Here is a 12,354-nt window from a genome sequence, read left to right as displayed (position 1 = left end):
AGAGGAAGACCCATGGCTTTTTCCCGACCCGCCCCCCCGACTCACCTCGCCCTATGCCTGACGCTGCTCGCCGCGGCGGCTCCGGGATCCCTGCTCGCCCAGCAGGGCGAGCCCACCGGCGCGGTGGCCCAGATCGACTTGTGGACCGCCGCGCCGGCGGGCATGGACCTCGACTACGCCTTCCTCACGGTGCCCTCCGGCCTTTCCGGGGGCGGCGCCCTGCTGAGCCTGGCCCCCGAGCGCCAGGCCACGCCCCGCTTCTCCCTGGCCTGGCGATTCGGCGGCCGGCACCGCCTGCAGGTGGGCGGGGCGTTCTGGCAGTACGACGCCGTCGCCTCCGGCGAAACCGGACCGACGGACCGCGCCGTCGGCGCCCTGCTGGCCTCGCCGGACTTCGCCATCGGCCGCTCCCAGGTCGATACGGCCCGGGCCCGCCTGGAGATGCGGGCCAGCTTTTTCGAGGCTTTTCTCTCCTGGTCCCCACCCGGCAACGAGGGGCTGACCCTCGCCGCAGGCGTGCGTGGCGTGCGCCTCCAGCGGCAGGAGGTGGTGACCTACGGCATGGAAGCCTTCGGTACCCAGCTCGAAGAAATCATCAATCGGCGCACTGACGCATCCGCCTGGGGCCCGGTGACACGTCTCGCCTACCAGTTGCCCGTCGGTCGGCACTGGAGCTTCGAAGGCGGCGTGACCCTGGCCTGGGTCGTCGGCGACGTCGACATCCGCGCCGCGGACAGCGCCTTCGTGGCAGGCTCCTTCGACCGGGCCACGCTGGTGGAAAGCCGGGGGCGCTCTGTCACCGGCCTGCAAGTCGACGGCCGCCTGCAAATCGTGCGCCGCCTGACCTCCCGCCTCGATCTGCGAGCCGGCTGGAGCTTTTCCCACTGGGGCCAGATGGCGCGGGCCTACCGCTTCGTCGATGACGTCAGCCAGAACAGCGCCGTAATCGAGACCGACTCTGTCGCTTTCGAAGGGCTTTTCCTGGGTGTGGTCTTCGCTCCCTAAAGCGCCTGCCCCACCATCGGCGCCCTGGCTGCGGGGTCGGCGGAAACCCGGAGGACGTGGGCGGATGGGGTGGGGGGTCGACGATGGACCGCCGACAGGGACGCCGATCTCACGCCGTCTCGGACCCGTGCCGGGAGGGTCAGTCGGCGGGCGCCGCCGAGTTCCCCCTTGAATCGGCTTTCGTGATCTCCCACCGGGCGGGGTGTCGCGGGCCGACTTCCCAGAGCACCGTGGTCAGCAGCAGGAGCAGGGCGCCGGGGGCGGCGACCTGCCACCAGCCGGCAGGCAGGGTGCGGGAGGCCTCGGCGATCAGGCGGCCCCAGGAGTCCTCCGATCCGCCACCCACCCCCAGAAAGGAGAGGGTCGCTTCCACGAGCACCGCCTGGGCGAAGAGCAGGGGGGAGGCGGCGAGGAAGAGATCGGCGATTCCGGGCAGCAGGTGGCGGGTCAGGGTGCGCACGGGGCCGGCTCCCGCCGCCCTGGCCGACCAGGCCCGCTCCGAGGCGCGCCACCGCTCGGCCCGATGGTGGACCAGCCGCGACGGTCCGGCCCAGCCCACCGCGGCGATGGCCAGGGTCACCCCCCACGGGCGACCGGCCAGCGCGGAAGCGAAAACCAGCATCACCAGCAGGCCGGGCAGCGCCAGGGTGCCGTCGGTGAGCAGCCCCGCCAGGTGACCCAGCGGCCCCGGGCGCCAGGCCCGCAGCAGGCCGACGGCGGTGGCCAACAGCAGCGCCAGCCCCGCCGCGGACAGGCCCACGAGGACGGCACGACGCCCTCCCCGGGCCACCCTCCCGGCCAGGTCCCGCCCCTGGGCGTCGCTCCCCAGCCACAGCCGCCGCGGACGCGGCGGCCCGGCCAGCCGCACCCCGGGCAGAAGGCGACTGTAGCCCCCGCCGCGCACCTGGACTCCCGCGGACACGGGCTCCAGGCTCTCCGCGCGCAGGAAACCGCCCCCCGTCAATCGCGCCTCCTCGACCCGCGCCAGGGGGGGCAGCAACGCCGCCGCGGAAGCCGCCGCGCTGGGCTCGGGGGAGCCCCCCACCAGCCAGGGGCCGCCCAGGGCCGCCAGGACCAGGCCCGCCGCTGCCAGGCCACGCTTCATTCCACCACCCGGTCCGGACCGCTCCGGCGCGGGTCGAGGGCCGCGGCGACCAGGTCGGCTCCCAGGTTCCCCAGCACCACCGTCGACGCCCCCAGCAGCACCAAGGCCAGGGCCAGCGGATAGTCCGAGGCCAACACGGCGCCGGCCGCCAGCCGCCCCACCCCGGGCCAGGAAAACACCGTCTCCACCACCAGCGCCCCCGAGACCAGCAGGGGCAGGTCCAGGCCCACGAGCACCACCGTGGTGCCGAGCGTGGGGCGCAGACCGTGATTCCAGGCGATGCGAGCACGACCCAGGCCCAGGGCCCGGGCCACCGCGGCGCCGGGAGCGGCCAGGGCCTGGGCGGCGGCGGCGAGCTGGTAGCGCGCCACCATCGCCGCCGCAGGCAGGGCCAGGGTCAGGGCCGGAAGCAGCAGGTGCCGCCAGTCCGGCAGGCGACCCGCACCTCCCGGCGGAGCCGCGTGGGAGGCCGGCAGCCACCCCAGCCAACCATGGAAGAGCGCGATTCCCAGCAGGCCGAGCCAGAAGCCCGGCGCCAGGGCCAGCGGAAGCAGGGCGGTCAGCAAGACACGCCGGACCCGCGGTCCCGACAACAAGCCGCTCCACGCCACCACCAGGCCCAGCGCGTAGGCCAGCCCGAGCGCAAGGGTTCCCAGGACCAGCGAATAGGGCAGCGCCTCACGGACCGCCCGGGCCACGCTGCGCCGCCGGGTCCACGAATAGCCCAGTTCGCCCCGCAGGTAGGAGCGGACGATGGCCGCCCAGCGGGCGGGGGCCGAGCGATCCAGGCCGAGGGCCACCCGGGTCCGCTCGGCCTGCCCGGCACCGATGCCGGGTTGGGAGAGACGATCGAGGGGATCACCGGGCAGGGCCTCGAGCAGCAGCAGGGTGAGCAGACCCGCGGCGATCACCGTCACCACGGCCCGCAGCAGGCGATCGAGGAACACCGTGATCAGGGCAGGCCTCCGCTTCCCCTCACCGGGCCGCTGCGGATGCCGCCGACCGGACGGGCGGATCGACCCACCAGTTTTCGATCCCCGCGTAGGGGTGCAGCGGCGAGGGAGTGGCATCGTGCACCCTGCGGCTCAAGCCGATCAACACCCTCTCCTCGTAGAGCATGGTGTAGGGCTGCTGCTCGATGAAGCGCGCTTCCCACCGGCGCCACACGGGCAACGCGTGCTCCAGGTCGGAAGCGGCGGCGGCCTGCTCGGCCAGCGCGTCGGCCTCGGCATCGCACCAGGCTCCCAGGTTGTTGCCCCGACCCGCAGCAGCGTCACAGTGCAGGATCGACTGGGGCTCGATGCGGGTGCCCGCCCGCCAGCCTCCCAGCAGACCGTCGAAGTCCTTCGCCCGGGCCCGGGCGACGAATTCCCGGCGTGGCAGAGCCACCGGGCGCACCGCGACGCCCACCGCGTCCAGGTTCGTGACGACGCGCTCGAGCACCTCCCGCCGGAGGGTGTTGTCGGCGTTGACCAGGATCTCCAGTTCCAGCCGCCGCCCGCCTTTTTGCCGGACGCCGCCCCCGGCGGGCAGTTTCCAGCCCGCCTCCTCGAGCCAGGCCGCCGCCCGGACGGGATCCCAGGGCAGGGCCTCGGCCTGTCCGGGAAGCCCGAGAAAAGAGACCAGGGGACTGACCGCGACCCGGGCGTGACCGTGCCAGGGGCCGTCCACCAGGTCCTGCCGATCGATGGCCGCGGTCAGGGCACGTCGGACCCGGGGATCGGAAAGGATCGGATGGGGACGCCGCTCGAGCAGGGCGCGGATCGTGCCGGCGTCCTCGGAACAGCCCGTCTCGCAACCGCGGCGACGCCGGTCTTCCCCGTAGGCATCGGGCTCGAGCTGGTTCCAGGCGATGAAGGACCAGGACAGGCCCGGCAGATCCAGCAGGGCCAGATCCTCCCGCGCGGCCACCTCGGCGGCCCGCGCCGGCGGCACCTTCTCGAGCAGGTCCACCTCTCCGGCCAGCAGGGCCCGCAGAGCCTCGTCGGCCCCCGCGTAGACCCGAAAGACCAGCCGCTCCAGGTAGGGCCGCCCGGCCTCCCACCAGGTCGGATCCCGCACCAGGATCGCCTCCTGGCCCGGCACCACCCGCTCGAGACGGAAGGGCCCCGCGGAGACCATGCGTTCTTCCCAGGCGGTCTCCAGCCACTTTCCGAAGGGCAGGTCGCCGTAGGCCCGGCTGACCTGGGCGTCGTCGTTGGCGTCGAGCAACTGGTAGGCCGACGGCCGGGAGAAGCGAAACACCGCCGTCCGCCGGTCGGCGCAGTGGAAGTCCTCGATCGCCTCCTTGAGGTAGATTCCCGGCCAGCCCAGCGCCGCGGCGTGCTGGGCGCGCCAGGTGAACTCCACGTCGGCGCAGTCCACGGATCGCCCATCGGACCAGCGGGCCTCGCGCAGGTGGAAGGTCAGTTCCCGGCGATCGGCCGAGAAGGTCCAAGCCTCGGCCAGAGCGGGTTCGATGACGATGCCGGTGCCCGGGCTCCAGCGCTCACGCACCAGCCGCGGATAAAGCAGCTCGAGCACGTTGAGCGCCGTGGTGGAGCCCGCTGTATAGGGGTTCCAGCTGTCGACGTCCGCGCGCAGGGCGATGACCAATCGGCCGCCGCGGCGAGGCTTGGTTCCCGGCCCGGCGGGTGCGGAGGAACGACCCTCGGCGCCCCCGCAGCCCAGCGCCGCGCCCAGCAGCGCCAGCAGCAGCCCCCGGCTCCAGCGGGCGATCAGGAGCCGCTTCCCGACGGCAGCCGGCAGTCACCGGCTCCGGCCAGCCGATCCCGACCCGCGCTGTCCACGCCCCAGGCGGCTCCATCGCGCGCCGTCCCGGCATCGCGGAAGACGTAGAAGAACGCCGTACCCGGCGCCGGTGCGGCGGCATCCGGACTGTCCGCGTTGTCGGTCGCCGGCGTGTCGTCCGCAAGGCAGGCCAGGGGGCCGAGATCGACGGTGGACTCGTCGACCGTGGAAAGCGCGGCCACCTCGCCCCGGGCCAGGTCGTAATTCGCCGCATCGAGGACGGCGGTCCAGCGCACCTCCGTCCCCAGATTCCGCTCGAAGACCTTCAGGCTGGTGCGATCGTCGGTGCGGGCGGCGACGACGGCTTCGAGGTCCAGGGTGCCGGCACCGAGCAAACCCTTCCACTGGGAGCCGTTGGCGTCCGGTTGAGCCGTGGCCTCCAGGAGGTCGAGCACCTCGTCCGGGCTCAGCCCGGGATAGCGTTCGACCACCAGCGCGGCGGCTCCGGCGACCAGCGGCGCGGCGAACGAAGAACCGTCCCAGCGCCCATAGTCCACCTCGCCGTAGGTGGAGAGCACGCGAACACCGGGAGCCGTCAGGTCGACATCGCTTCCGTAGGAGCTGAACGCTGACCTGATTTTTCGTTCATCGACCGAGGCCACGGCGATCGTATGACTATCACTGGCGGGAAAATCCACTTCGTCGAGATTCCGGTTGCCGGCGGCCGCCACGACCACGACACCCGCCTTCCATGCCTCCTCGAGGGCATGCTCGATGACGTTGGATTCGTCGATCATGCCAAGGGAGAGGTTGATCACGTCGGCACCGTGCTGCAGGGCATAAAGGATACCCCTGGCCACGCCGAAGGCCGTGCCCCTCCCCTCCGCATCGAGAACCCGGATCGGCAGAATGCGCGCCGCGGGAGCCGCCAGATTGACCATGCCGGCCACCAGCGTGCCGTGGTGCAGCATCTCGTCCACCGAGCCGTCTCCGTCGTCATCGACGCCGTTGGGCTGCGGCCGCGCATCGGTGTTGCCATCGACCTCGTTGCGCGCACGGGTGGTCATGATCCGGCCCGCCGTGGCATCGTGATGGTAGGACATACCCGTGTCGAGCACCGCCACGATGGTCCCCGCCCCCTGCCCCATCCCGTGAGCCTGGGCAGCCCTCACCGTCCGGGCCGAGGCCTGCCCCCGGAACTGGTCGATGCCGGCCGAGCGATCCAGGTCGCCGATGGTACGCAGGACGCCTTCCGGGTTCTCCAGGCTTCGGTGGGGCTCGGCCTCCACCACGTCGGGATCGGCGTTCATCTCGCCGACGAGCCGGTCGATGTCGGTACCCTCGGCGGCCACCATCAGCCACAGCCGCCAGAGCCCGATGCCGTCCTCGATGATCAGGCCGTGACGGGCGGCCACACGGTCGGCCGAGGCCCCGGCCGTCAACTCCACCAGCAACTGGTCGGTCACCCGGTCGTCGGCCCCCGCCGGCAGGACCAGCAGCAGCCATCCGGCCAGCAGCCAGGCACACCTGGCGGCCAGATCAGACTTCTTCATTCAGCAAGCCTCCTGGCGACGGCGGAATCTCCCTTCATCGGACCATTCGAGCCCCGCATCCCCGATCGCCACGAACGGCGCCCAGCGCAGGGGATTGGGATCCCGCCGGCGGGCGCGGCGCTGGGCGGACACAAGGGCCGCCTCGACGCTCAGCCCCTCGCTGAGTCGCTGGTAGAAATCGGTCATGATGCTGCAGGCACTCGCATCGTGTACTTCCCAAAGCGAAGCCACGACCGCGCGCGCCCCGGCGAGGAGAAATCCCCGCACTAGCCCGACGAGTTCGTCGCCAGAGTGTACCGCCCCTCGACCGGTCTGGCAGCCGGAAAGAACCACAAGGTCTGCCATACCGGTTAGTTGCTGAATCTGTTCGGGTTCGATCAGGTCCGATCCCAACCGCAGAGCGCCGATGCCTCCTCCCGCCTCGGAGAAAAAACCATGGCTGGCCACGTGGAGCACGGGCAATCCCGCCTCGGCCAGCCCCAGGGCCCGCGCACCGGCGGCCGACCCGCGCAACACCCGCGCTCCGCCCAGGCAGCGCGCGACGGCGCGGATTTCTTTTTCGATCGAGGGCGTGTCCTGATCACCCGCGCCGATCACCAGGGACGTTCCCGTCGCCGGCCGCCGTCGCCGGCCCAACAGGCCGAGCACGGCCAGGCTCGGCGCGTAGCTCACCACCGCCCGCTCGATCAGCGCCCGCCCGTCGGCGTCCTCGAAGGCGTGAAACGGCACTCCGTGGAGGCGGCCGTGGGGCAGGATCCGCACGCGTCGTCCCGCGAGCCGGCTCGCCACCGGGGCGAGCAGAAGCTGCTCGAGTCGCCGCAAATAGCCGCGACAGATGCGGGAGAGCAGATCGCCGTGACGGGCCGCGTGGTCACGGCCCAGCACGTCTTTGCCCAGGTGAAAGAAGAGGCGGTCGATCAGGTCGTCGACCGCTCGCACCCGGCCCATGGCATGGTGGCTGAGCACGCCCCGTCGATCGGCCAGAAAGAGCCGGTACCGCCCGCCGACGATGGTGTACTCGAGGACCATCTCGTCCGCCGCCAGGGCCGCGAGGACCTCCCGCGGTGGAGGCGCCGGGGCCCCCACCATCGAGGCCACCGCGGGGGCGCGACTCTCGAGGCGCCCGAGGGTGGTCCAGCGAGACTCGGTCAACGCCGCCACCTGCAGCGAGCGAGTCCGGGTGCCGCCGCCTTCCGGCGGGTTGTCGAGACGATGCTCGGCCACGGCGAGCCGACGCTCGATGCTCTGCAGGCGGCCGAGAAGTCTCAGGCGCTCGGAACGCCCCCCCGCCCGGGGCAGGCAGCACTCCTTGCGCAACCGTTCGGCGAGGGCCCGCGCCTTGGCCTGCTCGGCGTGTTCGAGAGCCTGGGCCAGGGAACGCCGATCCCCTTTTTCCAGGCGGTTGGCCACCAGGGCCTCGTAGATATCCGTCTTGTCCAACAGGAAGGCCAGCTCGCTCGCTTCGCTGCTGACCCCGGTCCGCAGGCGGGCGATGCACTCTTCGGCGCGCCGCAGCCAGCGGTACTCGGCGGCTCTCGTGCCCCATCGCCTTTCGATATGCGCCAGGGCACGACAGGCCGCCAGCAGCACCCGCGGACTGCCCAGCCGCCGCCCCAAGGCCCGGGCCTGGCGGGCAGCCCGCCGGGCCTCCGCCCGCCGCCCCAGTCGCAGGCAGCACTCGGCCACCACCACGGCCGCCTGGGCCTGGCGCGAGGGGGTGCGGTGGGAGGCGAAAACGCGGGCGGCGGCGCGAGCCGCGGCGAGCGCTTCGCGGGGCTCGCCCGCCGCCAGTCGGGCCTCGGCCCAGCCCAGGCGGGCCCAGGCCCCGGCCGGGGAGTTCCCCGAATCGGCCAGCGCCTTGGCGGCTCGCTCGTAGAGCCGGGCCGCCGCTCCCGGCCGGCCTTCCCGCCGCGCCACCGCACCCCGCAGGCTCCAGCAGGCCGCCACCTCGAGCGGGTGCCGGGCCCGGCGAAAGAAGGCCTCGGCCTGGCGAATCGCCCGCACGGCGCCCTCGAGGCGGTTGAGGGTCAAAAGGGCCCTGGCGATTTCCAGGTCGGTGTGGGCCAGGCCTCGGGTATCCCCCAGGACCTGCTGGCGCCGCCGCACCCGCCGCAGACGGGCCAGGGCCGCATCGGGCAGGGCCTCGAGCAGGTCCAGGGCCGCCAGGGCGTAATCCGCCTGGGCCGCCAGCGCGCCCTGCCGCGCCGCGACGAAGGCTTCGAGAGCCTCCTGGTAGAGATCCCGAGCCGTGTCCAGACGGTCGAGGGAGGTGAGGATGACCGCCTCGTTGTAGGTGGCCTGGGCGGCCCGCGGCGGCTGCCCCGCCTGCTCGAACAGGCGGGCGGCCCGGCGGTAGTGACGGCGGGCCGCGGCGAGATCGTCCCGGGCGTGGTGCAGGTTGCCCAGGTTCATCGCCAGCCCCGCGCGGCGGCGGGGGTCGCCCCCCCCGCCGGCCCGCCGCCAGGCGGCGCGGGCCAGGCCGGCGGCCTGCTCGGCTTCCTCGAAACGACCGGCGAGGGCCAGCACCTGCACGCGGATACGCTGGGTGTCACCGCTTTCCAGCGGCCGTGCGGCCGCGGAGAAGACCTCGGCGGCCCGGCGCAGCCGACGATCGGCCGCCCCCGGCCGGCCCTGGAGGTGATCGAGGACCCCGCCAAGGCGCTGGGCCCAGGCCCGGCAGAGGGGAAGCGGCACGCGGCGCGCGAGAGCACGCGCCGCGAGAACGATTCGAGCCGCCTCGGCCAGGCGGTTGCGCAAGGCCCGGGAAAAAAGCCGGGCCAGTTCTTCGGCCAGCGCTTCGGCCTGCCGGGCGTCGATGCCGGCCAGGGTGCGGGCGTAATCGGCAGGTTCGGAACAGCCCAGCAGGGCCCGCGCCAGCGCCCGGCCGCCGCGACGCCCGGCGCTCATGGGCGATCGGGATCTTCGGGCAGGGGCAGGGATTCGATGACGAGCTTCCCCCCGCCGGTCAGCCACACCTCCAGGCCCACGGGAACCGAGCCGGACAGGCCGCGAAAGAGAAAATCTCCGGTCCCGCCCAGGGCCTGCCTGCGCCGTCCGCGCCCCGCCACGACCACCACCTGCTCGGCGCCCTCCGGAGGCAGCACCTGGCCGGCCACCTCGAGACGTCCGCGTTCATCGCGCCGCAGACGGAGGTCCACCTCACGCTCCTCGTTCCCGGAGGTCAGGCGATAGAGCAACCGCCGGTCGAGCTGCAACACGCCCGCCCGCACTTCGGCCGCCGACTCCCACGAGTCGAAGACCAGTTCCACCAGCCACCCTCCGGAGCGCGCGGGATCCGGCAACCGGGCCGCCAGGGCCTCGGCCTTGCGGAGGGTCGAGGCCGGAGGCTCGTGCAGGTGCCTTCCGGCCAGCAGTTCCTCGAGGTTCTTTTCGGAGACCCAGTTGCGACGACGACCCATCAGCACATCCTCCAGCCCGCTGCGAGACGATGAAAGTCCCTTGCCCAACCCTGTAGAGCGCTCAGCAGGCCATCTGATACCCCGACAGGACGCCCCGGACGGCTCATTTCCGTTCTCCGGGCCCGACCCCGCGGAGTTTCCCCGCCAGTTTCTTCAGGCAGCGAGCGCGGGTCGGCCCCAGGCTACCGACCGGCCGCGAGAGCCGGCGGCTGATCTCCTCGTAGCTCGGCCGGGGCTGCTCGACGTAGAGCGCTTCCAGCAGACTCCGGCAAGGCTCGTCCAGTTCTTCGAGAGCCAGCCGCACCGCGTGTTCCTGCTCGATGGCGGCGAGTCCCTGCTCGGCGTCGAGGGATGCGTCTTCGAGCTGGAGCAGGAACTCCTCGGGGTCCGGCAACTCCCGGGCCGCCCGGCGCAGCAGCGCCGTGCACTCCCGCCGAGTGACGGTGCCCAGCCAGGAAGCCAGGGATTCGACCTTGCGCAACCGGGAAAGGTTCTCCACCAGCTTGAGACAGACCCGTTGAAAGACCTCGTCCGCCTGGTCGGCCGGCAGGCGGTGAGCCACGGGAATCGAGTAGATCAGCCGACGGTAGCGATGGACCAGGGAGCGCCAGGCCTCCTCGTCCCCCGCGAGACAGGACCGAATCAGCGCCGCATCGCCGGACAATGCCCCTCCCCGATGGTCTTCCGCGGCCTCATGGACCGGATTCTAACCCGGGTCGCGCGCGCCCCGCCGCCACGACGGCCGGGGCCCACGGCCCTGGGCGCCGGTGAAGACGGATCCAATGTGCTCCCGGAAGTTTTGCCAGCGTTCGATCCGTTCTCTGGGGTTGGACTCCGGACCCACCGGTGTCGATGTTGTCCGACGGGTGGAGATCCTTTTTGGGGAGAAGTACGCGGTGACCATGCAAGGCAGAACGACGATCGACGGAACGCGCGTGAGACAGGCGTGGAGCCCCATCCTGGCGCTGGTTCTCAGCGCCGTCCTCGCCGCGGGGAGCCCGGCGGCCCTGGCCGGCGCGGGATGCGGCACCGACCAGTGGTCCGCCCTGCCGCCCGCGCCTCTCACGGCCCGGGACGGCCACGTGGCCGTATGGACCGGCACCGAGATGATCGTCTGGGGCGGAGAGGACGCCTCGGCTGCCCTGCTCGGCGACGGCGCCCGTTTCGATCCGGACCTGGGCACGTGGACCACCATCACCACCACCGGCGCTCCCGCGCCGCGCCGTGACGCCGTGGCCGTGTGGACCGGCACCGAGATGATCGTCTGGGGCGGAGAGGGCGGATCGGGCCCCCTCGGTGACGGCGCCCGTTACAATCCCGGCACCGACACATGGTCCCCCCTCAGCCTCGCCGGCGCTCCCTCCCCACGCCGCGGCCACCGGGCCGTCTGGACCGGCACCGAGATGATCGTCTGGGGCGGAGAGGACGGCCTGACCTTCCTCGCCGATGGCGCCAGCTACGACCCGTCCACCGACACCTGGGCGCCGCTCGGCAGCGTGGGCGCCCCCAGCGGCAGGGCCGATCACAGCGCGGTATGGACCGGCACCGAGATGATCGTCTGGGGCGGACGGGATGCCTCCGGCCGCCTGGGCGACGGCGCGGCCTGGAACGCGACCGCGGACACCTGGAGCGCCCTGCCTTCCAGCGGCTCCCCCTCGGCCCGCTCGGACCACGGAGCGGTGTGGACCGGCACGGAAATGATCGTCTGGGGCGGACAGGACGACGCGGGGCCTCTCGGTTCCGGCGGCCGCTACGATCCGGCCGGGACCTGGGCCCCGGTCTCCGCGGTGGGTGAGCCGTCCCAGCGCCACCACCACGCCCAGGTCTGGAGCGGATGGGAGATGATCGTCTGGGGTGGGCGCGAAGGTCTCGGCCCCACCGCCAGCGGCGCGCGCTACGAACCCGCCTCCGACACCTGGTCACCGGTGGAGACTCTCGGCGCACCCTCGGCGCGCAGCGCCATGAGCGCCGTGTGGAGCGGCAGGCAAATGCTGCTCTGGGGCGGGCGGGGCGCCGCCGGCGTGCTGGCCGACGGCAGCGCCTATTGCGGCTGCGCGGCGAGTCCGGCGGCGGACGACGCGACCTGTGATGCCATCGACGACGACTGCGACGGCAGCGTCGACGAGGACTACCCCCAAAGCTCCACCAGTTGCGGCGTGGGGGCCTGCAGCGCCACCGGGACGCTCAGCTGCGTCGACGGCACCGAGGAAGACAGTTGCGCGCCGGGCGCTCCGGCGACGGACGACGCGACCTGCGACGGGGTGGACGACGACTGCGACGGCAGCGTCGACGAGGACTACACGCCGGTCTCCACCACCTGCGGTGCGGGGCTATGCGCGGCGAGCGGAACGACCTCCTGCAGTGGCGGCGTCGAACAGGACAGCTGCTCTCCCCTGGCCCCGGCCCTCGAACTCTGCGACGGTTTGGACAACGACTGCGACGGCAGCGTGGACGAGGACCAGGGCGTACGCTACGTGGCCCCCGGGGGCGACGACGCCGGCAACACCTGTCTCGATCCGGCCCAGCCCTGCGCTTCGATCAA

The 12,354-nt window shown here is 72.6% G+C and carries 9 protein-coding genes; 2 read left to right on the top strand and 7 right to left on the bottom strand.

Annotated elements, in window-relative coordinates:
• The first annotated feature begins 12 nt into the window (after window positions 1–12).
• Window positions 13–1,005 carry a hypothetical protein gene (locus Q9Q40_00935; protein ID MDQ7005776.1) on the top strand — a complete coding sequence of 331 codons (993 nt, stop codon included), beginning with the start codon at window positions 13–15 and terminating at the stop codon, window positions 1,003–1,005.
• A 139-nt stretch (window positions 1,006–1,144) separates the two neighbouring features.
• On the opposite strand, the gene Q9Q40_00930 is transcribed toward Q9Q40_00935, so the two are convergent.
• The 7 genes from Q9Q40_00930 to Q9Q40_00900 form a co-directional block, all read right to left on the bottom strand.
• Complete coding sequence (locus Q9Q40_00930; protein MDQ7005775.1) at window positions 1,145–2,110, bottom strand: ABC transporter permease subunit; 966 nt, start codon at window positions 2,108–2,110, stop codon at window positions 1,145–1,147.
• Entirely contained in the window at window positions 2,107–3,057 is a 951-nt protein-coding gene (locus tag Q9Q40_00925; GenBank protein ID MDQ7005774.1) for an ABC transporter permease, read from the bottom strand. The genes Q9Q40_00930 and Q9Q40_00925 overlap by 4 nt, the downstream gene beginning before the upstream one ends.
• A gap of 28 nt (window positions 3,058–3,085) precedes the next feature.
• Window positions 3,086–4,705 (bottom strand): peptide ABC transporter substrate-binding protein, encoded by a 1,620-nt coding sequence (locus Q9Q40_00920; GenBank protein ID MDQ7005773.1) that lies wholly within the window; start codon window positions 4,703–4,705, stop codon window positions 3,086–3,088.
• A 122-nt stretch (window positions 4,706–4,827) separates the two neighbouring features.
• Complete coding sequence (locus Q9Q40_00915; protein MDQ7005772.1) at window positions 4,828–6,393, bottom strand: S8 family serine peptidase; 1,566 nt, start codon at window positions 6,391–6,393, stop codon at window positions 4,828–4,830.
• Entirely contained in the window at window positions 6,394–9,300 is a 2,907-nt protein-coding gene (locus Q9Q40_00910) for a CHAT domain-containing protein (protein MDQ7005771.1), read from the bottom strand. It abuts the gene before it with no gap.
• Entirely contained in the window at window positions 9,297–9,812 is a 516-nt protein-coding gene (locus Q9Q40_00905; protein MDQ7005770.1) for a hypothetical protein, read from the bottom strand. The genes Q9Q40_00910 and Q9Q40_00905 overlap by 4 nt, the downstream gene beginning before the upstream one ends.
• 103 nt (window positions 9,813–9,915) lie before the next feature.
• Window positions 9,916–10,476, bottom strand: coding sequence for a sigma-70 family RNA polymerase sigma factor (locus tag Q9Q40_00900; protein MDQ7005769.1), 561 nt, complete (start codon window positions 10,474–10,476; stop codon window positions 9,916–9,918).
• Window positions 10,477–10,714: 238 nt separating this feature from the next.
• Here Q9Q40_00900 and Q9Q40_00895 point away from each other — a divergent pair.
• Window positions 10,715–12,354: MopE-related protein (locus Q9Q40_00895; GenBank protein MDQ7005768.1), on the top strand; the 1,640-nt coding region annotated here is incomplete at its 3' end.

It is taken from the genome of Acidobacteriota bacterium, assembly GCA_030949985.1.
Taxonomy (GTDB): Bacteria; Acidobacteriota; Polarisedimenticolia; order J045; family J045; genus JALTMS01.
This window is presented reverse-complemented; position numbering and strand designations above follow the sequence as displayed.

Excerpts from the sequence above, each read along its gene's own strand:
- Q9Q40_00935 (MDQ7005776.1), top strand. The coding sequence starts at position 13 with ATGGCTTTTTCCCGACCCGCCCCCCCGACTCACCTCGCCCTATGCCTG.
- Q9Q40_00930 (MDQ7005775.1), bottom strand. The coding sequence starts at position 2,110 with ATGAAGCGTGGCCTGGCAGCGGCGGGCCTGGTCCTGGCGGCCCTGGGC.
- Q9Q40_00915 (MDQ7005772.1), bottom strand. The coding sequence starts at position 6,393 with ATGAAGAAGTCTGATCTGGCCGCCAGGTGTGCCTGGCTGCTGGCCGGA.
- Q9Q40_00910 (MDQ7005771.1), bottom strand. The coding sequence starts at position 9,300 with ATGAGCGCCGGGCGTCGCGGCGGCCGGGCGCTGGCGCGGGCCCTGCTG.
- Q9Q40_00905 (MDQ7005770.1), bottom strand. The coding sequence starts at position 9,812 with ATGGGTCGTCGTCGCAACTGGGTCTCCGAAAAGAACCTCGAGGAACTG.